Below are 24,969 nucleotides of genomic sequence, written 5' to 3' on the forward strand. Positions count from 1 at the left end.
CAATAGCTTAACTCTGGTTAAAATGGCGCTTGGTTTTACGGGTTGGCGCATGGTTGGCCGGATCATCAGGCCAAAGGTGCTTAGGGTAGCGCCCTTTCATTTCTTTTTGCACCTCTTTGTAGCTGCCTTGCCAAAACCCCGCCAGATCTTGCGTGATTTGCAGTGGCCGTCCGGCGGGAGAGAGCAACTCCACTTGCACGGCCACCTGGCCGTTAGCCAGGGTGGGTGTATCCGCCTGTCCGTACATTTCCTGCATTTTTACCGCTAAGACGGGCGCGTTTTCCGGGTTATAGCGCAGCGGATAACGTGATCCGGTTGGGACAGTAATGTGTGTGGGCAACGCGGTGTTTAATTGCTGTGTTGCCGCAAAACCGAACCAGGCCTCCAGCACGGGCTTGAGATCCAACTGCTGCAGGGCTTGCCAACGTGACATGCCATGGACAAAAGGCGCCAGCCAGGTATCGAGCGATGCTAATAAGTCGTCGTCGCTAAGTGGCGGTAGCATGATATCCAGTCCCCAGGCTTGTGCGCAGCGGGCGCGGGTGAGCAAGGATTGGCTGCCGCTTTGCCAGTTCAATGTATTAATGCCTTTTTGGCGCACGGCGTTTAATAACCCTTGCGCCTGTTGCTCAGCGCTGAGTGTATTAAGTGGCTCACGATAAAGCACTAATTCGCCGAGGCGTTGCTGTTTTTCTGCTTGTAATGTGCCGCGTTGGTCATCCCATTGTACGACCTCATGTTGACGTAATAAGTCGGGGCGCATTTGTTGTAGCGAGCGCAGTGAAAGCGCGATAGCACTGTAGGCGCGGCTGTCGTGTTGCTCGCCGGCCATCACATCACAAACCACGATTGCCTCGTTGTGACTGAGTGCGTCTTGGCTATCGAGTGTCACGCCGTGACCATTGGCCATCATAAAGCGCCCCGTTTTTCCCCGTCTCAATGCGATTCTATCTGGCCAGATGTTCGCGGCCAGCAGTGGCAATATGGCTTCATCGAGTGAGCGTTGTAACTTTATCCCAAGTGCCCGTGCCAGCGATTGCGCGCGGTCTTGATAGTCTTTGTGAGACATGACCGCCTGTAATTGGTCAATCAGTGCCAGTGATACACCTGAGGTCATCGGTTTGTCGGCCCATGCGGCGAGCCAGCAGGCGGTGGATAACACGGCGGTATCCGCCTTTTCAGCCCGAGCCAACATGGCGGCAGCGCGCGGGCTAGCAGCCAATTGGATGGCACGTTGCCCCAGCGCTGTGAGTCCTTGGCGCGTATCAATCAGCCCCAATTGTGTCAGTCTGGTACAGGCCGCTTGCCAATGCTTGGTGGGCGGCACGTCAAGCCAATGTAAATCTTTGACATCACAGCCCCACTGGATGACATTGAGGGCAAGATCGGTCAAGTCCTCTCGCAAGATCGGCGCGGTGGGAGTGGCAGGTAAGCGCTGAAATTGCTCTTCACTGTATAAGCGCAGGCATTGCCCTTCTTCGAGACGACCTGCTCGCCCCGCACGCTGGATGGCAGCGCTACGCGTTATTTGCCGCGTCACCAATTTATTGATACCGGTTTGGGCTTGGTGCAACACCAAGCGCTCAAGCCCAGCATCGATGACTAAACGAATCCCTTCGATGGTTAAACTGGTTTCAGCAATGTTGGTTGTGAGCACTAACTTACGTCTTCCAGGGGAGGGAGGCGCAATCGCGGCGTGTTGCGCCGAGACGTCAAGGCTGCCGTGGAGGCGGTGCAAATCCATGTCATCAGGTAGGCGCCCTTCTAGGGCGGCATAAACCTGTCTAATCGTGCCCACGCCGGGGAGAAAGAGTAGGGCCGACCCTGCGTGTTGAACGATAAAATCAAGGCTGGCGCTCGCTACTGCGCTGGCCCATGGTGAATGCCGTGACAGTGGGTGATAGTGATAATGAATCGGGTAGCTGCGCCCTTCAGTTGTCAGGGTCAGGGCGTCGGGTAAATGTTGCGCCAAGGCGTGATTATCTAAGGTGGCAGACATGACCACCAGGCGCAGATCATCTCGCAAGCCGGCTTGGCAATCTAGGCTCAAGGCAAGCGCGAGATCGGCATGCAGGCTGCGTTCGTGAAACTCGTCGAACATGATCACACTCACGCCATCGAGCATGGGGTCGGTTTGCAGCAAACGTGTCAGCACTCCCTCAGTGACCACCTCAACACGCGTTTTAGCACTGACTTTTGTCTCACCACGCATGCGTAAACCTATGGTTTGGCCAATAGGCTCATCCAGGTGATGGGCGAGGAAGCGAGCAATGTTGCGAGCGGCGAGCCGACGGGGTTCCAGTAGCACGATTTTTCCCGGCAGTGGTGCTTGCTCAAGTAGCGCGAGGGGCAAGCGCGTCGACTTACCCGCTCCTGGTGGTGCGGATAAGAGGATTTGTGGATAGGCCGCGAGCCCGTCTATCAGGTCAGGTATCACGGCATCAATCGGAAGCTGCGACAAGAATTTGCCCTTTGTGTCAGAATCAAAGTGACTATTTTAACGGACTGAGCGTAAAAGGAGAGCCCATGCGACTATTTTTCGCGCTAGGTTTGGAGGAGGGCATTAACCAAACCGCCCGGGCGCAGCTGGTGGCGTATAAAAATCGCCTCAGTGGAGTCGGGCATGCGGTGCCCGATCAAAACTTACATCTCACCTTGGCGTTTTTGGGTGATGTGCCGGATGCATATATTCCTCGTCTACAAGCCACGGTGCAAGACCTTCAACTGCCCGCCTTTTCCATCACGGCCTCGACCGTTGAAGTATGGGCTCAGCCGAGGATTGTCTGTGCAACGTTAGCGTCTCCTCCGCAAGCCTTATTGGCGCTGGCTCATCATTTACAGACCTTACCCGTTTGGCCAGCGAAAGCGGACAGTCATGCGTTTACCCCGCATATTACCTTGCGTCGTGGTGTCAAAGATGACGATGCGCTGGACTTACCGACGCCTCCTGCCCAGACATTTGCGTGTCAACGATTTGGATTATATGCTTCGCCTTCCTCTTCGTCGGATGAATCGATACCTCGAGATAATGAGGGGCGGGCGTTATACCAATGCCTGCATCAATTCAGCCTTTGTTAATCATCAGCAGGAACGGCAGATGCAGTTTTCCCCACCACTAGCGTCGGCAACCTTAGTACGCCGCTATAAACGTTTTTTAACCGATGTGACCTTGGCTAATGGCGAGTCGCTGACGATGCATTGTGCCAATACGGGGGCGATGACCGGTTGTGCGACGCCAGGCGATACCGTTTGGTATTCCACCTCCGATAATACCAAGCGTAAATACCCTCACAGTTGGGAGCTTAATCATACCCAGCAGGGACACTGGATTTGTGTCAACACGGCGCGCGCCAACACCTTAGCGGTTGAGGCGGTGCAGGCGAATCGTATTCCTGAACTAGTGGGGTATCGACAATTACAGACGGAAGTACGCTATGGCAGTGAAAACAGCCGCATAGACCTACTATTACGTGACGATGACAAAGCGGACTGCTATATAGAAGTAAAGAGTGTCACATTATTGGAGGAAGACGGTTGGGGCGCGTTTCCGGACGCCGTCTCGACGCGTGGGCAAAAGCACTTGCGTGAGCTGATGGCGATGGCAGAGCAAGGACATCGTGCGGTTTTATTGTTCGTTGTTTTGCACTCGGGGATTGAAAAAGTCACTGGCGCCCCCCATATCGACCCGGATTATAACCAGTTATTAAATCAGGCGTTGGCGTCAGGGGTAGAAGTGATCTGCTATCAGGCTCAGATGTCGCCGAGTGAGCTAAATCTGGTTAATTCCGTACCTTTTGTTAGTCATACCGCAAAAGTGTAAGCATGTTCACATTGGGCGTTGCGCGGCGTAAATCAAAGATTGCCACCCTAAAGGCTTTCTGCTATAGATAGCGCCCTCATTTGACAGACACGGGTCATGTCAAGGTTTTTTAGGAGAAGCTGAATGCCAGAAAGCAAAGAAAAGAAATCGCTGGGCATCCTGGCCATTGCCGGATTAGAGCCATACCAGGAGAAACCTGGAGAGGAGTATATGGGAGAGGCTCAGCTTGAGCATTTCCGTAAAATCCTCAATGCGTGGCGTAATCAGCTCAGGGAAGAAGTCGACCGCACCATGAATCATATGAAAGATGAGGCGGCCAATTTCCCCGATCCTGTCGATCGTGCAGCACAGGAAGAGGAATTCAACCTAGAGCTGCGTAATCGCGATCGCGAGCGCAAGCTGATTAAGAAGATCGATAAGACATTGCAGCGTATCGAAGATGATGACTTCGGCTTTTGCGACTCGTGTGGTATCGAAATTGGGGTGCGCCGCTTAGAAGCTCGCCCAACAGCAGAGCTGTGTATTGATTGTAAAACACTGGCTGAGCTAAAAGAAAAGCAAATGGCTGGCTAACGCTGGCGCGTTATATTTGCACACATCGATGCCTAGCCGTGGTTAGCGGAGAGAAAATCAGACAGATAAAAGGGAGCCTCGGCTCCCTTTTTGTGTTTTAGGGTGCTTGTGTTAGCGCAAGATCCCCGTACAATTTGCGCTATTCACACTCGCTGCAGGCGTTACACCTACTGTCTATGCGCTTATCATGACTTTGCAGACCGCTTATATTGGCCGTTTTGCCCCTTCCCCGTCGGGCCCGCTACACTTTGGCTCATTGGTGGCGGCACTTGGCTCGTATTTAGATGCGCGTGCACACCATGGGCAATGGCTGGTTCGGATTGAAGATATCGATCCGCCTCGGGAGCAGCCGGGCGCCGCGAGTGACATTTTGCGTACGCTAGAGGCGTTTGGTTTTGAGTGGGACGGAGAGGTGCGTTACCAAAGCCAGCACCTTTCTGATTATCAAGCACAAATAGAGGCTTGGCTTGCATCGGGACAGGCGTATTATTGCACCTGTACGCGTCGGCAGATTAAAGAGGCGGGCGGCGTCTACCCAGGTTGGTGTCGTGATAAAGGTAAAGGGGCGCAAGCGGCGGCGGTGAGACTAAAAAGTCCCGTTGAGGTGCTCGCTTTTCAGGACAGGTTGCATGGTACGCTTGGTCTTGATGCGCATCTTGCCAATGAAGACTTTATCATCAAACGACGCGATGGCTTGTATGCGTATAACCTTGCGGTGGTATTGGATGATATCGACCAAGGCGTGACCGATATCGTGCGTGGGGCGGATTTAATTATGCCGACAGGGCGCCATATCGCGTTGTACCAACAACTCGGCCAACCCGTGCCGCGTTATTTACACCTTCCTCTGGCTGTCAATGCAGAGGGACACAAGCTTTCTAAGCAAAACCGGGCTCCTGCTATTGATAATCAAGCGCCGCTTCCAGCTTTACGCGCAGCGATGACGTTTCTTGGTTTGCATGCAGTGGCTGAGCAAGAGGTGGCAAGTCCCACCCAATTATTGGACCTGGCGGTTAAACGTTGGTCGTTGACACAGATACCGAGAAAAACGGAAGTGACGACAGCATTCTAAAATGGCCCACCCTGATATATTATATGCCGCTGTTTCATGGCCCGAACAATTAAATACGAGGTGAGCTATCTTTAATCGAGTGACCAGCTTTTGCCGTAAGGTTCTGAATCGTGATAGTAAAACACGCGCAATTGAGGATCTTAAGTTGGAAGTTATCCCCCGCAAAGCACATGGCATTTCGCGCAAAGGTATCAGCGAAAATGCGCTGAAAGTGCTTTATCGCCTGCACAAAGCGGGCTTTGAAGCGTACCTCGTTGGTGGCGGTGTGCGAGATTTATTGTTGGGGCGTGAACCCAAAGACTTCGATATTGCGACCGACGCAACGCCAGATGAAGTCAAAAAGCTGTTTCGTAACTGCCGGCTCATTGGGCGGCGTTTTCGTCTTGCCCATATCTTATTTGGCCGCGATGTGATTGAGGTCGCCACGTTCCGAGGCCACCACGGTAAAGGCGAAAAAGATAAGCAAACCGCTCGCTCCGAAGACGGGATGCTATTGCGTGACAATGTATATGGCACCATCGATGAAGACGCGCAGCGCCGTGACTTTACGGTGAACGGGCTGTATTACAATATCGCCGACTTTTCTATTCGGGATTATGCGGGGGGACTCGATGATCTCAATAACCGCGTTATCCGCCTGATCGGTGATCCTGAAACGCGTTACCGTGAAGATCCGGTACGGATGCTACGCGCCGTGCGCTTTGCGGTTAAGCTTGATATGACGATTAATAGCGCGACAGCGGCGCCGATTGTCGAGCTTGCGCCGTTATTGCAAGACATCCCGGCCGCGCGAATGTTTGAAGAAAGCTTGAAGCTGTTGCAGTCCGGTCAAGGGTTCGCGACGTACCAAATGTTGCGCGAGTATAATTTATTTCAGCAGCTTTTCCCTGCCGTGGCCGCACACTTTACCGAAGCGCAATCTAGCCAAACGGAACAGATGTTAGAGCAGGTATTACGCTCAACCGATAAGCGGGTGGTTAACGAACAGCGCATTAATCCGGCTTTCTTATTTGCTGCCATGCTGTGGTATCCCTTGGTGACACGGGCGGAAGAAATGGCATTTGAGAGTGGTTTGAGCTACTACGATGCCTTCATGGTGGCCGCCAGTGACATTGTGGATGAGCAAGTTAAGACCATCGCCATTCCGCGGCGCTTCACCGCCATGATACGTGAAGTGTGGCAATTGCAAATGCGTATGACGCGTCGCACTGGTGCGCGTGCGTTTAAAACACTGGACGAGAAAAAATTCCGCGCGGCATTTGATTTGCTTGAGATGCGCGGTGCGGTCGAAGGTGAAGAGACCGAAGCGCTGTGTGCGTGGTGGCGAGACTTTCAGCGTGCGGATCAAAGTGGCCGCCAAAAAATGGTGCGTGCGATCAATAAAGTTCATAATACGCGTAAACCCAAGTCTCGTCGGCGTAAGGGACCGCCACGTCGGCGTAAACCGCAGTCAAATTCAGACGCATGAATCGGGTATATATCGCCATTGGCAGCAATCTCGGTGAGCCTGTAGAAAAAGCCAAACAGGCGATTGCTGCGTTAAAGACACTGCCGCAGAGTCGTTTTGTGGCAGTATCAGCCCTTTATACCAGCAAACCCATGGGGCCGACCGATCAGCCCGATTATGTTAATGCCGTCGCGGCGCTGGACACTCAGCTTGACCCTCTGACACTATTGGATGCAACACAAGCCATTGAGCTTGATTATGGCAGGGAACGCAAAGCAGAGCGTTGGGGACCGAGAACGTTGGACCTCGATATTCTACTCTATGGCAATCGCGTCATCGACGAGCCGCGACTGACGGTGCCACATTACGGCATGAAAGTGCGTGAGTTCGTGCTTTATCCACTTGCCGACATCGCCCCCGACTTGTGCCTGCCTGATGGCAGCACCCTCGCCGCGTGCCTGACGCGCGTTGATCGCAATGGTTTAACCCGTATTAGCGATCACGCTTAATCGGTGGGCCCCAGTTTCAGGCTTTGGGAGACACAATGAAAAAAATCACAATTACCGATCTGATCAATTGGAAGCAGCAAGGGCAGAAGTTTGCGTCCTTGACTGCCTATGATGCGAGCTTTGCTCAATTATTTGAGCAGCAGGATGTGCCTGTTTTATTAGTTGGCGATTCGTTAGGCATGGTGTTGCAAGGAAAAAGCGATACCTTGTCAGTCTCGGTTGACGAGCTAGCGTATCACACCCGTTGCGTGCGAGCGGGCAGTCCCAACAGCTTGCTGATGGCCGATATGCCATTTATGAGCTGTGCCACCCCTGAGCAAGCCTGTACCAATGCTGCAGCGTTGATCAAAGCAGGCGCCAATATGGTTAAAATCGAGGGTGGATCATGGCTGGTTGACGCGGTGAAAATGCTAACTGAGCGCGCCGTGCCGGTTTGTGTGCATTTGGGCCTCACCCCGCAATCGGTGAATATCTTTGGTGGCTTTAAAGTACAAGGCCGTGAGGAAGAGAAAGCCGAACAAATGGTGGCCGATGCGGTCGCGCTAGAGAAAGCCGGTGCGCAGATTATCGTACTTGAATGCGTTCCCGCGTCACTGGCTAAACGTATTACCGAGACGGTGTCGGTGCCGGTGATTGGCATTGGTGCTGGCGGTGACACTGATGGTCAAATTTTGGTCATGCATGATATGCTCGGCGTATCGGCAAACTACATGCCCAAGTTCTCGAAAAACTACTTGGCAGAGGCCGGTGATGCGCGCGCTGCGGTGGCTCAGTATGTGCAGGAAGTGGCGAGTGGCGAATTTCCCGGTTCCGCCCACACGTTTAAATAGAGAGACCGAGTATGCAGGTAATTTCTGAGGTGGCGCCACTGCGCGATCAAATCAGCCAGTGGCAAAAAGCGGATAAGCGCATCGCCTTTGTGCCGACCATGGGGAATCTCCACCAAGGGCATTTAACCTTGGTGCGCAAAGCTCGCGAGCGAGGCGATGCTGTCGTGGTTAGCATTTTTGTTAACCCGATGCAGTTTGATCGCGCGGACGATTTAGCCAACTACCCGCGTACATTGGATGATGATCTGGCCAAGTTGCGTGAGGAGGGCGTGGATCTGGTGTTTACACCAACGGCCGACACGCTATATCCACACGGACTCGATGCACACACCACGGTCGAGGTGCCAAGGCTCTCAACCATGTTAGAAGGGGCATCGCGCCCCGGTCATTTTCGTGGTGTTGCCACCGTGGTGAGCAAACTCTTTAATTTGGTGCAGCCAGCGGTGGCCTGTTTTGGCGAAAAAGACTTTCAGCAATTGGCGGTGATCCGCAAATTGGTGGCAGATATGGCCATGCCGATTGAGATTATTGGTGTACCCACCGTGCGTGAAAGCGATGGGTTGGCGATGAGCTCTCGTAATAACAACCTAACCGTCGATGAGCGCCAACGTGCACCAGTATTGGCAAAAACCATGCGCTGGATGAGTGCACAAATGCGCAATGGGCGTCGTGATCTCGACGATCTGATTGAAGATGCTCATGATCAACTGCGTGCAGCGGGATTACAGCCTGACGAATTTTATATTCGTGACGCCACCTCTCTTGCGTACGTGAACGAAGACAGCCGACAAGCCGTGATTTTGGTCGCCGCTTATCTTGGTAATACACGCCTTATTGATAACCTAACAGTGGAATTGCATCGAGCCGTCGATAAAGCGGACAAAGCTGATCCCAGTGGCGGCTAATGCGTCGTTGCTTAGCCGTCAGCGTCCATAAAATAGGCAATTCGAGTGCGTGGCTTCAGGTACTCTTTCACCACTTCTGGCAATTTGGAGATAGGCACGGCCGTGTCTATCTCTAGCTCACTGTCGCGCATGTCAATGATGGTGGCTTGATCGGAAGGAATATCCGGATCATAAATCATCACATTGGGTTTAAGCAGGGCAGAGCTGTTCACCGAAATAATAATGCCGACATCGTCATTCGACAATTTCACCACCGTCCCCGGTGGATAGACGCCCATCATCTTGACAAATAATGCCAACAAACGTGGGTTGAACTTGGCTTTGTTGTCTTTAAAAAGATGAGACAAGGCAGCAAAAGGCATCCTTGCTGGTGCGCCAAACTGAGGGCGACATAAGCGGTCAAAAAAGTTCACCATACTGACAATTTGCGCCGCTTCGTCAATGTCATCGCCTAATAGGCCTTTGGGGAAACCACTGCCGTTAGAAAACTCGTGGTGCTGGGCAATGATGGTTTCTACCTCAGGGGTACACTCTTTCATTTCTGATACCAGTTCCGCCCCATAATTAACATGTTGACGGTAGTAATTCATTTCCGGCTCCGTCAGTCGCTCCTTTTTTCGCACGATGGCCGACGGCACCTTCTTTGTACCGATATCATGCAGCACCGCGCCGGTGATCAATGCGCGAAGCTGATCATTGTCGTACCCGTTACTACGTGCCAACATCAGCGCGAGGACGGCCACATTCAGTGAGTGCGCATACATGTCTTCTGCCAGGCTTGGATCGTCCATTAGATGCAGGGTGACATTCGACTCGCTACCAAAGACCATCATGCTATCGACGAGCATGCGGACATCCTCGTTAGCCGCTTGTGGACGGTTGGCTGCCTTCATATTGATGGCCCGTAGCTGTGCCATCGAACGTTGATAATGCTTCTGCACTTTTTGAATGCGAGCACGAAAGCGGCGTTGTTCCTCTATGCGCTGTTGTTTCTCCTGCTCCATTGCCTCTTTTTCTCGGCTGACCGCATGTGGGTCGACTTCATCCGGGTTTTCTTTTTTTTCTGTCAGTGCGGGTAAGGGCACCGCCGTACTTTTATCCGGGTAATAGTAGACAAAGCTTATCGGGAGCGAGCGTATCACCTTCGCTTGTGCCTCACTTTCTATTTGAAAACGATTGAGCATAAACGGATGATCGCGCCATTTTAGCGGCAGTTTGATGTAAAGACCGGGTTGAAGTCGCTCTGTTGAGAGCTTGATGCTATTGGCTGACATGCGTTAATGACACTCGATCCATGAGGTAAAAGACAAGAATAAACCCCCAACAGATTACCATAAATTGGTGATGTTGAGTAAAAAGCCTAATCGCTATCGCACTGAACGGAAGTCGACTTAAAGAGTAGCAAAAAGTGCCAGAGGGGGGATGCATTTGCTGTCGTGGCAAAGCGTTGTGTACCGTGTTTATAGCGGTGCGGCCTGCAAGGTGCGGCCTGCAAGGTCACCGACACGGTGTCGGCATAAAAAAATCCCCACTCATGTGAGCAGGGATTTTTTTAAGTATGGTGCCCGGAGGCGGAATCGAACCACCGACACGGGGATTTTCAATCCCCTGCTCTACCGACTGAGCTATCCGGGCTAAGGCGCACCATTAAATAGTATTAACCGTCTCTTGTCAAAGCATATTTAACTGCTTCATTCCATTGAAATAAGTATTATTCCCACCTTTTTAACCGTTGCTTTTTGTGATCTCATTCATTCTTTTGAATGAACAGAAAGGAATGCAAAGGTATTGATTTTCTTATATTTAATAAACAGTGCATCACATATTGTGGTCCGGGCTAAGGCGCACCATTAAATAGTATTAACCGTCTCTCGTCAAAGCATATTTAACTGCTTCATTCCATTGAAATAAGTATTATTCCCACCTTTTTAACCGTTGCTTTTTGTGATCTCATTCATTCTTTTGAATGAACAGAAAGGAATGCAAAGGTATTGATTTTCTTATATTTAATAAACAGTGCATCACATATTGTGTTGTTTTTTAACCATAATTTTAGGTTTTCTTTTTTAGAAATAACCCTGCTGTCGATAATCCATCTTTAAAAGTAGGGACTAAAATAAGCTGTTCAATTGATTGTTGCTACACTTATTCAACAAGGAAATGAGATGCCTTTTTTTGACAACAGCTTAGGGCGATTCAGCCATGGTAATAGCACTCGGAGAGTCTCTCGATATTTCTCAAGTACAGCAGGTAAAAGCGGAATGGGAGGCGAAAAAGACGGACAATCAGACATACGTCATCGACGCCAGCCAACTGGGCAGAGTGGATGGTGCAGGCCTGCAATTACTGCTGGGGTTGGTACTTTCGTGTGATGACCTTCAGTGGCAAAACGTACCGGATTGCTTACATACTTCGGCACAACATGCCGGCATGACGACTTTATTAAAGCTAAATACTTGATACACGGAGTAGGAGTAAAAGGATGGCCAATATACTAGCAGCGGATGATTCGGTGTCGATTCGGCAAATGGTGAGCCACACGCTAAAAGAGGCGGGTTATCAGGTTGAAACAGCGAATGATGGTGCAGATGCACTGCGAAAAGCCAAGTCTAAAAAGTTCGATCTCATCATTTCCGACGTCAACATGCCGGTGATGGATGGTTTTGAGTTTGTTAAACAAGTGCGAGGCGTGCAGCAGTATAAATTCACGCCGATATTGATGCTCACTACCGAAGCGTCCGCTGAGAAAAAATCGGCGGGTAAAGCGGCGGGCGCGACAGGATGGATTGTTAAACCATTCAACCCAGATACCTTACTGAAAACACTAAAGCGCGTGTTGTAAGGCGCATCAACGGAGGGTGATATGGCCATGGATATGGACCAGTTACGACGCATCTTTTATGAAGAATGTCGTGAGAACCTCGAAGTGCTGGAAAGAGAGCTCTTGGCGCTTGACCCGGGGGCGACAGATCTTGAATCCATTAATACCATTTTCCGTGCTGCGCACTCGATTAAAGGGGGGGCTGCCACCTTTAATCTTGACGATATTAGTCACTTCACTCATGTGATGGAAACCTTGCTTGACGAGGCTCGGGAGGGAAAGCGACAGCTCGACAGCCACACGATCGATGTATTACTGCGTGGTGGCGATTGTATCCTCGCGATGCTTGAAGCATACGAGAATGAGTCTGAGTACGACGAAAGCGAGCGAGATGCGGTGACTGCCGCCCTCAATGCGATTATGGACAGTGACGGTGCGGCTGATTCCTGTTCAAGCGCTTTATCCACGCAGCCGGTATCGAGTGACCTTGACTCGAAGGGGGCGGCCGCCGCAGACATCGAAGAGTGGTTAATCACCTTTGTGCCTCACCCGGATATGTTGTTTTCAGGCAATGACCCTGTCCGGATTTTGCGTGAGTTACATGCATTACCGGGTGGGGCGGAAATTAGCTGTGATCCGACCCAACTGCCACGTTTTGCGCAGTTAGACCCTGAAAAGCTGTATTTACGTTGGGATATTCGGGTTGATGGACATGTCCCACGTGATGAAATCGAAGCGATTTTTGAATGGGTTGAAGACGAGTGCGATCTCACGATTACGCCTATCCATTGTGGCGAGGCCAGTGATGTGGATACCGAACCGGTTGAGGTGGAACCGTCTGCCACTGTGCCACAATCACCGGAAGAGCCCGCCTCATCTTCTCAGCCCAAATCCGCTGCCAATAAAGCCAACAAACCTGCGGCGAAAAGCGAAGCCAGTGTGTCTTCTATCCGGGTGGAGATAGACAAAGTCGATAACCTAATCAACCTCGTGGGCGAGCTAGTGATTACACAGTCGATGCTGGCAGAGTTAAGTAGTGACTTCTCCCCTGAGCGACTTGAGCAATTGCAATCAGGCCTTGAGCAACTGATGCTCAATACCAAAGAGTTGCAAGAAAGCGTGCTCGATATCCGCATGTTGCCGATCAGTTTTGCCTTTAACCGTTTCCCTCGTTTGATTCGTGATCTCTCCTCCCAGTTGGGAAAGCGGGTGGAGCTAGTTATTGAAGGCGAGAGCACCGAGCTAGATAAAACCGTGCTAGAACGAATTGCCGATCCGCTGGTGCATTTGGTTCGCAACGCGGTGGATCATGGCTTAGAAACCCCAGAAGTCCGCGCGGAAAAAGGCAAGCCTGAAACAGGGAAAGTGCATCTGAATGCTTATCATCAGGGCGGCTCGATTGTGATTGAAGTCAGTGACGATGGCGCTGGATTACACAAAGAAAGGATCTGGCGCAAAGCGCTGGATAAAGGGCTGATTTCAGACGACCTCCCGCTCAGTGAACTGACCGACGCGCATGTTTTTAATCTTTTGTTTGCGCCGGGTTTTTCAACGGCGGAGCAAGTGTCCGATGTGTCAGGGCGTGGCGTGGGCATGGATGTGGTGCGCCGCAACATTGAGCAACTGGGCGGCAACATTGATGTGCACTCAGCACCAGAGCAAGGCAGTACCTTTAAAATCAGCCTGCCGCTGACATTGGCTATCTTAGACGGTCAGTTGGTGAAAGTAGAAGGCCAAGTATATGTGGTGCCGCTGATCTCTATCATTGAGTCGCTTCAGATTGATAGCCGCCAAATTAAAACCGCATCTGGTGTTCAGCTTTATCGGTTGCGAGAAGAAAACATTCCCATTCTTCGTTTAAAAGAAGAGTTTGAGCTCGGCAGCAGTGGCGACGATCTTGATAAACAGCTGCTTTGTTTGGTCGAAGCCGGGGATAAAAAGGTCGGCCTGCTACTTGATGAGCTGCTCGGGCAGCAGCAAGTGGTGATCAAAAGCTTGGAGTCAAATTATGCCCGCGTGCCTGGTATTTCAGGCGCGACCATTCTAGGAGACGGCTCTGTCTCACTCATTTTAGATATCCAAGGCTTAATCACTCAGTTTTTAGCACGTGTCAGCGATGCCAGCGGTCATATCGCGGCGGCATAAGGAGAGGCGATGCAGACGGTAACGGAATCAGACAATGTGCTCGATATCGATGATCGTGTTGAGCAACTGCAAGGCAGTGACTATCTGAGCTTCGAACTAGATGGCGAACTGTATGGCGTCGATATCCAAACGGTAGAGGAGATTCGGGTTTGGGAGTCACCGACACTGATCCCGCGCTCGCCCACTTTTATTTTGGGCGTGATCAACCTACGCGGAATGATAGTGCCCGTGATGGATTTACGTATTCGCTTTCAGGCTAAACAGGTCGATTATCACCGAGAAACCGTGGTGCTGATCTTGCGCGCCAGTGAAGTCGCCAATAACAAGGTGATGGGCGTAGTGGTCGATGCCGTTTCCGATGTGGTTGACCAAGGGGAGGGACAGATTATGCCTCCGTTTGGTGATTCTCAGGTGATTGCTTATGTCAGTGGCTTACTCAATGTCGGCGAACGGGTGATGTCGTTGGTGAATGTGGATGAGTTGTTGCGTATCGAGCGATGGATATAGGTGGGGATATGGCGCAATCGCGAGAATACTTAAGTTTCTTACTCGAGGATGAAGAGTACGGCGTCCATATTCTCGATGTGAAAGAGGTGAGAGGGTGGTCGGAAGTCCGTCGTATTCCTAACACCCTGCCTCACATGTTGGGGGTGCTGGAGTTACGGGGGGAGTACATTCCCATTATGGACATTCGCCAGTGCTTTGGTATGACGCCAGCGACGCTCACCGCCATGAGCGTCATCATTATTGTTCGCAACCAACAAGGGGTGTCGCTCGGTATCGTCGTGGATGCGGTGGCTGAAGTGCACAACTTGGAAAAAGAGCAAATTAAAGCCCCTCCGGGACTGCACCAACACGATGAGTGGTACATGGAGGGCATTGCGTCAGTGAATGACAGGCACCTGGTGTTGATTAACTTGGAACAGTTGTTCGACTTTGATCAGTTACAACAAAGCGCACAACCGGAAAGCGCAAACGAGGACTAGAATATGGCGTGGTTTAAAAGGGAAGTACAGCAAGACAACCAACAGACAAAACAGAATGTGCAGCTGTTAGCGGCACTTAATGTCGCGCCTGCTGCACTTGTGATGCTCGACAGTCAGCAGCAAGTCACCTTGATTAATCGACGTGCGCTGCAACTGTTGCAATGTTATCAGGCAGCGATTCGCGAGCACGGCAATGTCGATTTCACCGCGCAAAGTGAAGTGCTGTTTGGTAAACCGATGAGCAGCATACTTGCGGCGGATTTGGTGGACTACCAACAGTGGCAGCAGCTTATTGACGACAAACCATCGGTCCAAACTGTCGAGTTAGGCGCGGGCAAGTTGCGTGTGTCTGCCAGTAAAGTCGCCGATGGGCAAGGCTACAGTGTTGAGCTGTGTGATGTGACGGCACGCGCCCACCAAACGGAGGAGCACCAACGTCTTAAAGGCGCATTGGATAACACTCACAGTGCGTTCGTTTTATTGGGAAGACAGGGCGAAATCACCCATGTGAATGAGCAAGCGGTAAAACTGTGTAAACAGCATGAGAAAACCTTTCGGGCGAAAAACAGTGCCTTTGTTGCCAGCCGTGACGATATTCTTGGCAAACATATTGATTATCTTTTTCCTCAGCTGCCGCGCGAAACCTTTCATACCCCCGATAAGATGCCTATCAATCGGGATATTCGCTTTAAAGATGCGCGCTTTGAGTTTCATGCCACTGCCAGTTACGACCGTCACGGTAAGCATGTAGGCACCACGATTGAGTGGCGTGATGTCACTGAAAGGCGTAAGAAAGAGTCAGAACGTTCATTATTGGCGGCCGTGGTCGAGGGAATGACCACCAATGTAATGCTAGCAGATAAAGACGGTACCATTCGCTATCTTAACCCGGCAGTGACGGAGCTGTTCAAGAGCCGTGAAGATGAAATGCGCGAGATTTTCCCCGGCTTCTCAACGGATAAACTCGTAGGCACTAGTATTGACCAATTCCACAAAAACCCAGCGCACCAACAGTCTGTGATTGCCAACCCCGACCGTATGCCATTTAAAGCTGAGATTACGGTCGGGGAACTCGAATTTGCGCTTAATTGTATTGCCCTCTACGACGATGACGATGAGTACATTGGCCCTGCGCTGCAATGGGAGGACATTACCGAGCAAATGGATGGTCAGCGCCAAGTCGAGCGTCTTATCGCAAAAGCAGCGGATGGTAATCTGAGCGATCGGATGAATACCAGTAACTATCGTGGCGCGATGGCAAAACTCGGGGAGGGGATCAACCAGTTACTGGATAGTGTTGTCGATCCGCTTAACGAGTGTATTCGCGTGATGCGAGGGGTCTCGAAAGGGGATCTCAAAACGACTATGCCGGAAGACTACAAAGGCGAGTTTGAAGATCTCAGCCAAGCGGTCAATGCCTCGATTAATAACGTTCGTAACATGGTCGAAAAGATCACGCATTCGTCGGCACGGGTGGCGTCTGCGTCAGCCGAAATTGCTGAGGGAAATAACGACCTGAGCGAGCGCACTGAAGAGCAGGCGGCTAACCTGCAGGAAACGGCTGCCAGTATGGAGCAGATGACAGCGACCGTGAAGCAGAATGCGGAAAGTGCGTCATCGGCCAATACTCTCTCCACTAAAGCCAGTGAAAAAGCGCGCAAAGGCGGTGAAGTGGTCAAAGAGACCGTGGATGCGATGGCGGAAATTAACGATGCCAGCAAGAAAATTGCTGACATCATTGGGGTGATTGATGAAATCGCATTCCAGACCAATTTGCTGGCTTTGAATGCGGCGGTAGAGGCTGCGCGTGCGGGTGAGCAAGGACGTGGTTTTGCCGTTGTCGCTGGCGAGGTTCGTAACTTGGCGCAACGCAGTGCCGGCGCGGCGAAAGAGATCAAGGACTTGATCAAAGACAGTGTGGAAAAAGTCACGCAAGGGTCGAAGCTCGTGGACGAGTCTGGCGAAATGCTAGAAGAAATTGTCGCGTCGGTGTCGGAAGTCTCCCAGTTGATTGACAAAATTAATGCGGCGAGCCAAGAGCAAGCCACGGGCATTGATGAGATCACACGCTCAGTGGCACGAATGGACCAAATGACACAGCAAAATGCTGCGCTCGTTGAAGAAGCGGCCGCGTCTAGTCAGTCGATGAGAGAAGAGGGCGCGGAGTTAATTAACTTGATTGGCTTTTTCCAAGTGGATATTGATGCCGACAAGCTCGTAGATATTCAAACCCCGAGCTCGAAACCCAAGGTTACCCCGAGTCACACGACTAAGACAGCGCCTAGAGCGAGCAGTGACAGTTACCGCAATGGTGAGGCCGCCAAAGCGCGTCTCAAGGCAGTGAACAGTCAAAAGTCGTCGAGCAATGAAGTCAGTGATGAGTGGGAGGAGTTTTAATCATGTCAGCGCCAGTGAATGCTTCGTCGGCTGGCGCCTATGATTTTAGCCAACGGCATTTCCACTATGTACAGACGTTTATGGAAAGCGAAACGGGTATTTTTCTTGCGGATAAAAAGAAAAGCATGGTGTATGGCCGGTTGGCGCGCTGCTTACGCAGAACAGGGATGGCGACTTTTGATGATTATTTTGCACTGGTGGAGCAGAGCAAAGATGAACGTGTGGCCTTCATTAACGCGCTAACCACCAATAAAACCCAGTTCTTTCGTGAACGTCATCATTTTGAGTTTTTAGCGCATCAACTTATTCCGCAGTGGCAAGCGGCGAAGCAAAAGCGTATCCGGATTTGGTCAGCGGGCTGTTCGACCGGCGAAGAGCCTTACACCATCGCGTCGGTATTGGCGGGTCATGGGATGTTAGAGGGGCAATTAGATGTACAAATCCTTGCCACTGACTTAGATACCCAGGTGCTCAATACCGCCAGTAATGGCACTTACAGTTTGGAAGTGGCGCACACCATCCCCAAAGCGTATTTGCAAAACGGCTTTTTAAAAGGAAAAGGCATCAAACAAGACTTGTTTAAGGCCAAACGTCCACTTCGTGATGCGATCAGTTTTAAACAACTGAATTTAAAAGGGGAGTGGCCTCACAAGTACGCAATGGACGCGATCTTTTGTCGCAACGTGATGATCTATTTTGAGCGCGATACACAGCAGCGACTCATTGAGCGGTTTTGGCAGCAGCTTGTTCCCGGCGGTGTGCTTTTTATCGGCCACTCGGAAGGGATCGGAAAGATGGCAGAGAGGTTCGATAACTTAGGCCACACCATGTATCGCAAACGGGAGTGATATGCACCAAGCGTTGGAATTACATCATCATGCGCATGAGAAAACACTAAAACGTTTTTTTAGTCCTGAGCATGATAAGCACATGGTGAAGCTCCAGCCTGGCGATGTTTATGTTAGCTCTGATGATGAGCTGATTGCCACAGGCTTGGGCTCATGTATTGCCGCGTGTATTTGGGACCCTTTGGCTCAAGTCGGAGGCATGAACCATTTTATGTTGCCACTCAAGCGTGAAGAGGCGGAGTCCACCTGGACACCCGAACAGCATTTGTCGCGTGCCGCGCGCTATGGCAACTACGCGATGGAAATTCTGATCAACTCTTTGTTGCAACAAGGTGCGATGAAAAACCGGCTGCGGGTAAAGCTGTTTGGTGGTGGCAATATCATGGGGCAAAACATCGCGATTGGCCGTAAGAATATCGATTTTGTTCGCCAATATGTCATCAATGAGCAACTCCCCTTGATATCTGAAGACCTTGGGTTGGCATTTCCACGCCGGGTACTTTTCGAGCCGCGCACGGGTAAAGCGTGGGTAAAGAAGATTCAATCGTTGAGCCAAAAAGAGTTGGTGGCGGAAGAAACGCAATACAACCAGCGCTTGCTGCAGGAGTCTTACAATGATGGCGCCGACGAGCAAGATGTGGAGTTATTCTGATGAGCCAATATCGCTACAAAGTGTTAGTTGTCGATGACTCGCCGCTTTATCGCACCTTGATAAGAGAATGCCTAGAAAGTGACGCTGAGTTAGAAGTGGTTGGCGCAGCGGCTGACCCCTACGAGGCGCGCGAGAAGATTAAAAAGCTTAACCCCGACGTGATCACGCTCGATGTTGAAATGCCCAAAATGGATGGCATCCAGTTTCTTAAAAACCTGATGCGTTTGCGGCCGATGCCCGTGATCATGGTCTCGACCCTGACTCAGCATGGTGCAGATGTCACCTTGGCGGCACTGGAAATCGGCGCGGTGGATTATGTGCCTAAGCCCTCAGCGAACAGCGCGACCGCGATCACTCGCGAGCGTGATGAGCTGGTCAGCAAAGTGAAAATGGCTGCCCAGGCCAATGTCGGACAAACAAAGAGTTGGCATAAACAGCCGAATGTCACCATCGATCGTCAGCATTACAACCGCCGGGGCTATCAAGTCATTGGTTTGGGGGCATCGACGGGAGGAACAGAGGCACTGCGCGGCGTCCTCGAACGTCTGCCTGCCCACATGCCACCGATTGTGGTGACGCAACATATCAAAGCGGCGTTTTGTGGCCCTTTCGCCAAGCGGTTAGACCGTGCGTGTCGTTTGCAGGTTGAAGAAGTGACTTCGGAAAGGGTGCCTTTGGTACAAGGGCATGTCTATGTGGCGCCGGGAAACCAACACCTTACCGTCGTTAATCGACAAGGGCATTTGTATTGTCAGCTCTCTAATAGTGACCCGGTTGAGCGACATCGTCCATCGGTTGATGTGATGTTCTCATCCATCGCAGAGTCGGTGGGAGGGAAATCTATTGGTGTGATATTAACCGGGATGGGCAGAGACGGCGCAAATGGTTTGCTGCAAATGTATCAAACCGGTGCACTTACTGCTGCGCAAGACCAAGCGAGTTCTGTGGTATGGGGAATGCCAAGAGTTGCGATCGAACTTGGTGGCGTGGCAAAGACGCTGTGTTTAACCGAAGTGGCAAATTTTTTAGTGGAGGCCGTGTATGGACGCTAATCGCTACACATTTATTTGGCCACCTGCGCTGACGATGGTCAGTGTGGTTGCGTTAGCGCTTTGGTCAATGTCTTGGCAGACCATGGCGCTTGCTGGGCTTGTGCTCGTCAGCATGAGTTGGCACCTGTGGACATTACGCCACACAGCGCAATCTATCACTCAGCATGGCGCCTCTGACAGCACTGAGACGGGCGATGAGCCTCAGCAAATTTTGCGTCGTATCCACCATATTCTGTCTATTGAACTCGTCCCTATCCGTGAGCAACTCTCTCGCCAACGTGAGGTGATTGATCACTCGGTAGAAAGCCTTAACAACAGCTTTTTCACGATGCAAAGTGCTTGTCGTGAACAGGTCAACACTGCCACCAAAATGGCCAATGAGCTGCTCTATAATGATGAGAGTGAATACAGTCTCACCAAGGTATTGCCAGCCACTGAGAAAGCCATTGATGGCTATATCGACATCATGGTGAAGGTCAGTGATAAAAGCGTGGCGTCGATTTACATCATCGAAGAGATGTCCGGCAAGCTCAATGAAGTGTTCCAGCTGTTGGATGATGTGCAGGCCATGTCGGAGCAGACCAACTTATTGGCGCTTAACGCGGCGATTGAAGCGGCGCGAGCGGGGGAGAATGGGCGCAGTTTTGCGGTGGTGGCGCAAGAAGTGCGTTCCCTCGCGATTAAAGCGACCGATCTGAATACCGAAATTCACAAACACATCGATTTGGCCCAAGACAGCGTCGATAAAACAAAGTCGACAGTGGGGGAGATCGCCTCGCTCGATATGACCGAATCAATTCGCTCGAAAGACTATATTGATTCGCTCCTTGAAGGGGTTAAAGAGGTCAATGATGAAGTGGGTAAAGAGATAGAACGTGTTTCCTCTCTGGGCGAGCAAGTGCAAAGTGAAGTGAACACATGTATCAAAAACCTCCAGTTTGCCGACATTGTATCGCAACAAGGTGGGCACATACTCGATAACTTGCACATCTTAGAAGAATTGAACGAGCTCATTGTTAACACCATGGCGGACGATACCATCGACTGGCCGCAACTCAACCAACAGGTCAATGAGATAGAGGAAAAAGCGGGGTCTGCGGCGCGAGCGCCAGCGAAACAAGCCTCGTTAGACGAGGGTGACATTGAATTATTTTAAGGATGCTTCATGAATATCAAACGCGACATATCGAGTGATGAAAAACAAGCCGTTTTGCATGTAAAGGGCGAGTTTAACTTCGCTTTGGTTCAGGAAGTGCGTAACGCCTATGTGGATCTTAAAGGGAAGGACGTGATCGTCGATTTACGGGAAGCGACTTATATGGACAGTGCGGGACTGGGGATATTGCTCAATATGCAAGATTATCTCGATAAGCCTAATGGTGCGATCAAGCTGGTCAATTGCTCTGATGCGATAAAACGGGTGCTATTGATTGCCAAGTTTGAAAAGAAATTCCACATTGAGTGAGTAAGCGCCTATGAACGTCTTGGTAGTGGATGATGAACCGGCATTAGTACATTATATTGCCGCGGCATTAAAGAGCGAAACAGACAATATCAGTATGGCGATGAATGGCCAAGAAGCGTTATCGCTCCTCGAGAATATTGATCCTGGAATGTTTCCTGATCTCATCATTTCAGATGTGAATATGCCCAAGCTCAATGGCTTTGACATGGCGCAAGAGATAAGGAATCGCTATCCGCAAAAATTGCTGCCGATTGTGTTCCTTACCGGGGTGAGTGATCCTGATATCTTTGCTAACTGCTTAAAAGCAGGGGATGACTTTGTCAGCAAACCCGTTGACACCGCCGTGCTGATCGCCAAGGTGCGCACGCATTTGCGCCATGTTCGCTTATTCCGAGAAGTTAGTCACCAACGCGACCAACTCAAGCAATTCCAAGAAACCACCGTTTACGAACATGCCATGGCTAGCCAGATATTTGAACGCTTGATGTCGTTCAATGTTGATGGCGTGCCGGGTGTCGAGACGTTCTCAGGCGCATTTAGCCTTTTTAATGGTGATGTGACCATGGTTCTCCGCCGACCATTTGGTGGACTCTATATTATGATTGCGGATGCCACTGGGCATGGCCTACCCGCCGCTATCAGTACTATTCCTGCGGTTAAAACTTTTATCGCCACGGCAAAACGAGGGTTGCCTGTGGGTGATATGGCCATTGAAATAAATGAGCATATCTGTACTTTTATGCCTGTTGGCACCTTACTTGCCGGCGCGTTGGTGGAGGTGATGCCAGATGGTCTGACGGTTAACGTTTGGAGTGGCGGGCTACCCGATGCGTATTGTCTGGATAAACACGGGCAAGTACTCGCCGCATACCAAGGTCGGCATATGGCATTAGGCGCACAAGCAAAAGGGCAGTTTGATGCCACTATCACTCGATTAGCACTTCAGCCGGGCCAACGCTTGTTTTTTGCTACCGATGGCGTAACAGAAGCACGTAATAGCGCAGGTAAGCAGTTGGGCGAAGTAGGGCTGATTCGGACCTTAAGTGGCTGTCAAGGCAGTTTGATAGCACAAACCAAGCGTACCTTAACTGCCTTTGCCGGTGATAATGGTGTCACGGATGATGTGTCCATGCTCGAGCTGACCTTCCCGCTGATAGCCCCTCCTCGTGAGCCGCTTTCCGAAAAGGACGCGACTTATTCGGTCGTCCCTTCAACAACTCACATCGTGTTTGATACGGCTTTGCTAAAAGAAGCGGATATTGTTAGGGACTTGCGCGGCCGTGTAAAAGGGATGGTCGGCGAGAGTACTGACTTAGATTTGATTTGTACCGTGGCGTCAGAGCTTATCACCAATGCGCTGGACTATGGCATTTTAGGCATGCAGTCGGTGAGTAAAGACGATGTGGATGGCCTACTGCATTACTTTAGCGAGCGGCAAGCCAAGCTCAACGCGTTGAGCGGGGATTACGCCATTAAACTTGATTTGGTTTATCAGCCTGTAGAAGGCTTCTTTAACATGCGTTTGTCACACACTGGAGACGGGTTCGACTATCAGTGGCACTTACATGATAAAAATCATGATGCAGATAGCCTTTCCGGTCGAGGGATTACTCTGGTGCAATCAATCTGTGAGGAGGTCATTTACAGTGATGAAGGGCGTCAAGTCGATGTGGTATTCAAATTACAGATGAATGAGTGACATAGTTGGCGATAGCCAAACAAAAAAACGCTAACCTTTCGGCTAGCGCTTCTTTAAAGGTGGCTCCCCCAACTGGACTCGAACCAGTGACATACGGATTAACAGTCCGCCGTTCTACCAACTGAACTATGGGGGAATAATGGTGCCTCGAGGCGGAATCGAACCACCGACACGGGGATTTTCAATCCCCTGCTCTACCAACTGAGCTATCGAGGCAATGGTGCCGGCTGCCGGAGTCGAACTGGCGACCTACTGATTACAAGTCAGTTGCTCTACCAACTGAGCTAAGCCGGCACACAAATCGCGAAATACTGTGTGTCACACCATTATTTCATTATATGGTGCCCGGAGGCGGAATCGAACCACCGACACGGGGATTTTCAATCCCCTGCTCTACCGACTGAGCTATCCGGGCTAACGGGGCGCTATTAAACGGATTTTCCGTGTCACCGTCAACTGTTTTTTTGAAAAAAGTGCTGATATCGCATTGTTTGGATAAAAACCCAGCGAAGTGCGATAAAAACAAGCAAAAATCGGCGCTCACCACCCTTTATTGGGGGAGTTTAGAAAACGCTTTTTGATAGCGGGTGACCTTTTGCAAGTAGCGCCGAGACTCCGAAGAGGGGTGGCGGTGAGTCAATGCCCAATAGACTTGATTCGGGCGCAGCTTGTTTAAATCCTGCATGGCTCGGCGTCTATTGCTGTCAAACGTGCGCAGGACATTCCCTGTTCCGCCGTTATAAGCGGAGATCATGCTGTAGTGCAGAGACAGTGGATCGCGCACGGCTTTAAGATAGCGGTTTTTAAGAATGTAAAAATAGGCAGTGCCTGTATCAATATTTCGCTCAGGATCAAAAAGGTACTTAGGCGTAGGTTGACCACTACGCTTCTTTACCAGCTTGAATACATCGCGGCCAGCCGTTTTGGGAACCACCTGCATTAATCCATATGCATTGGCCCAACTCACTGCATAAGGATTAAAACTGCTTTCGGTTTTGATGATCGCATAAATCAGTTTTTCAGAGATGCCGTAACGCTTGGATGCACGGCGGACGATATCGGCATATTGATAACTGCGCTTGGCAACATGATCGTTCACCATGGGAATGGTGACGTAATACATGTTTTGAAAACGCACTTTTTTCTTTTTTAACCGCTTGTCAATTAGGTAGTTAGCAAAGCGATTGGCGCGCCACTCCCAAGTAATTGTTTTTCCTTCATGATCCACCACTTGTCCTTCGAGAAATGGGCGCCCATTGAGTGGCACTTTCGCTGCAGAATACAGATCGACGGAAGCCGGATCTCGGGGCGTGAGTAAGGTGGTTACGATGGCTTGTTTGAGGTGAGACTTCGGTGCATCAGTGGCGACGGTTTCCACGCGGATAACACCGCGTTCAAAATCAATGCGCGCCCGACTTTTGTAATTGTCCGTGTATTTGACGTAATCCCGTTTGCCTGACACGAACACTTGGTTTTCGCCCCAGCGCACCTCAATGTTGCCGGTGAACTGGCTAATCAGTTGATTCAGGGCGTCGATGTCTTTTTCGAACTGGCCGGGGATAGGCGCTAGATTTTTAGCAAACCGATTGGTGGTTTGATAATCCACGCCTACGTATTTTTCTACGCTTTCGCGGCTACAACCGGACAGCAAGGTGCTAAAACAGCACACCAACAAGCAAAGTATTCGCGTCATCGTTATTGCATTAGTATAAAAAACACCCGCACTGAGATTAACACAATGCGGGTGC

General features: G+C 50.8%; 23 protein-coding genes and 5 tRNA genes. 20 read left to right on the forward strand and 8 right to left on the reverse strand.

Going from position 1 to position 24,969, the window contains the following annotated elements; translation table 11 throughout:
* Positions 1-7: 7 nt before the first annotated feature.
* Complete coding sequence (gene hrpB / locus BZG72_RS07685) at positions 8-2,461, reverse strand: ATP-dependent helicase HrpB (RefSeq protein ID WP_077666490.1); 2,454 nt, start codon at positions 2,459-2,461, stop codon at positions 8-10.
* A 65-nt stretch (positions 2,462-2,526) separates the two neighbouring features.
* Here hrpB and thpR point away from each other — a divergent pair, with 65 nt between their 5' ends.
* From thpR to panC, 8 genes are all read left to right on the forward strand, one after another.
* Positions 2,527-3,078, forward strand: a complete 552-nt coding sequence (gene thpR, locus BZG72_RS07690; RefSeq protein ID WP_077666491.1) for an RNA 2',3'-cyclic phosphodiesterase — start codon at positions 2,527-2,529, stop codon at positions 3,076-3,078.
* 19 nt (positions 3,079-3,097) lie between these two features.
* Positions 3,098-3,820: a DNA/RNA nuclease SfsA gene (gene sfsA / locus BZG72_RS07695; protein ID WP_077578742.1), complete on the forward strand. Its 723-nt coding sequence runs from the start codon at positions 3,098-3,100 to the stop codon at positions 3,818-3,820.
* A gap of 123 nt (positions 3,821-3,943) precedes the next feature.
* The gene (dksA, locus tag BZG72_RS07700) at positions 3,944-4,393 is read left to right on the forward strand and encodes an RNA polymerase-binding protein DksA (RefSeq protein WP_046074011.1); all 450 of its coding nucleotides are present in this window, start codon (positions 3,944-3,946) and stop codon (positions 4,391-4,393) included.
* A gap of 187 nt (positions 4,394-4,580) precedes the next feature.
* Positions 4,581-5,465: a tRNA glutamyl-Q(34) synthetase GluQRS gene (gluQRS, locus tag BZG72_RS07705; protein ID WP_077606109.1), complete on the forward strand. Its 885-nt coding sequence runs from the start codon at positions 4,581-4,583 to the stop codon at positions 5,463-5,465.
* Positions 5,466-5,568: 103 nt separating this feature from the next.
* On the forward strand, positions 5,569-6,933 hold the full coding sequence (gene pcnB, locus BZG72_RS07710; RefSeq protein WP_046074209.1) for a polynucleotide adenylyltransferase PcnB: 1,365 nt from the start codon (positions 5,569-5,571) through the stop codon (positions 6,931-6,933).
* Positions 6,930-7,421 (forward strand): 2-amino-4-hydroxy-6-hydroxymethyldihydropteridine diphosphokinase, encoded by a 492-nt coding sequence (gene folK / locus BZG72_RS07715; RefSeq protein WP_077578745.1) that lies wholly within the window; start codon positions 6,930-6,932, stop codon positions 7,419-7,421. The genes pcnB and folK overlap by 4 nt, the downstream gene beginning before the upstream one ends.
* 35 nt (positions 7,422-7,456) lie before the next feature.
* On the forward strand, positions 7,457-8,251 hold the full coding sequence (gene panB / locus BZG72_RS07720; protein ID WP_077666492.1) for a 3-methyl-2-oxobutanoate hydroxymethyltransferase: 795 nt from the start codon (positions 7,457-7,459) through the stop codon (positions 8,249-8,251).
* A gap of 11 nt (positions 8,252-8,262) precedes the next feature.
* Positions 8,263-9,156, forward strand: coding sequence for a pantoate--beta-alanine ligase (gene panC / locus BZG72_RS07725; RefSeq protein ID WP_077666493.1), 894 nt, complete (start codon positions 8,263-8,265; stop codon positions 9,154-9,156).
* A gap of 11 nt (positions 9,157-9,167) precedes the next feature.
* Here panC and BZG72_RS07730 read toward each other — a convergent pair whose 3' ends face one another.
* The gene (locus BZG72_RS07730) at positions 9,168-10,430 is read right to left on the reverse strand and encodes an HD-GYP domain-containing protein (RefSeq protein WP_077666494.1); all 1,263 of its coding nucleotides are present in this window, start codon (positions 10,428-10,430) and stop codon (positions 9,168-9,170) included.
* A 285-nt stretch (positions 10,431-10,715) separates the two neighbouring features.
* A tRNA-Phe gene (locus BZG72_RS07735) sits at positions 10,716-10,791 on the reverse strand.
* A 567-nt stretch (positions 10,792-11,358) separates the two neighbouring features.
* Between BZG72_RS07735 and BZG72_RS07740 the strand changes: the two genes are divergently transcribed.
* From BZG72_RS07740 to BZG72_RS07795, 12 genes are read left to right on the forward strand one after another with little or no spacing between them, the layout of a single operon-like run.
* Entirely contained in the window at positions 11,359-11,616 is a 258-nt protein-coding gene (locus BZG72_RS07740) for an STAS domain-containing protein (protein WP_046074017.1), read from the forward strand.
* 22 nt (positions 11,617-11,638) lie between these two features.
* Positions 11,639-11,998: a response regulator gene (locus BZG72_RS07745; RefSeq protein ID WP_046074018.1), complete on the forward strand. Its 360-nt coding sequence runs from the start codon at positions 11,639-11,641 to the stop codon at positions 11,996-11,998.
* Positions 11,999-12,019: 21 nt separating this feature from the next.
* Positions 12,020-14,122, forward strand: a complete 2,103-nt coding sequence (locus BZG72_RS07750) for a chemotaxis protein CheA (RefSeq protein WP_077666495.1) — start codon at positions 12,020-12,022, stop codon at positions 14,120-14,122.
* Between the two features lie 9 nt (positions 14,123-14,131).
* Entirely contained in the window at positions 14,132-14,629 is a 498-nt protein-coding gene (locus BZG72_RS07755) for a chemotaxis protein CheW (protein WP_046074020.1), read from the forward strand.
* A gap of 8 nt (positions 14,630-14,637) precedes the next feature.
* Positions 14,638-15,108 carry a chemotaxis protein CheW gene (locus BZG72_RS07760; RefSeq protein ID WP_046074021.1) on the forward strand — a complete coding sequence of 157 codons (471 nt, stop codon included), beginning with the start codon at positions 14,638-14,640 and terminating at the stop codon, positions 15,106-15,108.
* 3 nt (positions 15,109-15,111) lie between these two features.
* The gene (locus BZG72_RS16525; RefSeq protein ID WP_077666496.1) at positions 15,112-17,505 is read left to right on the forward strand and encodes a methyl-accepting chemotaxis protein; all 2,394 of its coding nucleotides are present in this window, start codon (positions 15,112-15,114) and stop codon (positions 17,503-17,505) included.
* Between the two features lie 2 nt (positions 17,506-17,507).
* On the forward strand, positions 17,508-18,353 hold the full coding sequence (locus tag BZG72_RS07770) for a CheR family methyltransferase (protein ID WP_046074023.1): 846 nt from the start codon (positions 17,508-17,510) through the stop codon (positions 18,351-18,353).
* Position 18,354: 1 nt separating this feature from the next.
* Positions 18,355-19,005: a chemotaxis protein CheD gene (locus tag BZG72_RS07775; RefSeq protein WP_077666497.1), complete on the forward strand. Its 651-nt coding sequence runs from the start codon at positions 18,355-18,357 to the stop codon at positions 19,003-19,005.
* On the forward strand, positions 19,005-20,057 hold the full coding sequence (locus tag BZG72_RS07780) for a protein-glutamate methylesterase/protein-glutamine glutaminase (protein WP_046074025.1): 1,053 nt from the start codon (positions 19,005-19,007) through the stop codon (positions 20,055-20,057). The genes BZG72_RS07775 and BZG72_RS07780 overlap by 1 nt, the downstream gene beginning before the upstream one ends.
* Positions 20,047-21,213 carry a methyl-accepting chemotaxis protein gene (locus BZG72_RS07785; RefSeq protein ID WP_077666498.1) on the forward strand — a complete coding sequence of 389 codons (1,167 nt, stop codon included), beginning with the start codon at positions 20,047-20,049 and terminating at the stop codon, positions 21,211-21,213. Before BZG72_RS07780 ends, BZG72_RS07785 begins: the two co-directional genes overlap by 11 nt.
* Positions 21,214-21,222: 9 nt before the next feature.
* Complete coding sequence (locus tag BZG72_RS07790) at positions 21,223-21,522, forward strand: STAS domain-containing protein (protein ID WP_046074027.1); 300 nt, start codon at positions 21,223-21,225, stop codon at positions 21,520-21,522.
* A gap of 10 nt (positions 21,523-21,532) precedes the next feature.
* Positions 21,533-23,221, forward strand: coding sequence for a SpoIIE family protein phosphatase (locus BZG72_RS07795; RefSeq protein ID WP_077666499.1), 1,689 nt, complete (start codon positions 21,533-21,535; stop codon positions 23,219-23,221).
* A gap of 60 nt (positions 23,222-23,281) precedes the next feature.
* On the opposite strand, the gene BZG72_RS07800 is transcribed toward BZG72_RS07795, so the two are convergent.
* From BZG72_RS07800 to mltC, 5 genes are all read right to left on the reverse strand, one after another.
* Positions 23,282-23,357, reverse strand: a tRNA-Asn gene (locus BZG72_RS07800).
* A 4-nt stretch (positions 23,358-23,361) separates the two neighbouring features.
* Positions 23,362-23,437, reverse strand: a tRNA-Phe gene (locus BZG72_RS07805).
* A 2-nt stretch (positions 23,438-23,439) separates the two neighbouring features.
* A tRNA-Thr gene (locus tag BZG72_RS07810) sits at positions 23,440-23,515 on the reverse strand.
* A 45-nt stretch (positions 23,516-23,560) separates the two neighbouring features.
* Positions 23,561-23,636 (reverse strand) — tRNA-Phe (locus BZG72_RS07815).
* Positions 23,637-23,771: 135 nt separating this feature from the next.
* The gene (gene mltC, locus BZG72_RS07820) at positions 23,772-24,914 is read right to left on the reverse strand and encodes a membrane-bound lytic murein transglycosylase MltC (protein ID WP_108743034.1); all 1,143 of its coding nucleotides are present in this window, start codon (positions 24,912-24,914) and stop codon (positions 23,772-23,774) included.
* Between the last annotated feature and the right edge of the window lie 55 nt (positions 24,915-24,969).

It is taken from the genome of Salinivibrio sp. PR6, from assembly GCF_001995955.1.
Lineage (GTDB): Bacteria > Pseudomonadota > Gammaproteobacteria > Enterobacterales > Vibrionaceae > Salinivibrio > Salinivibrio siamensis.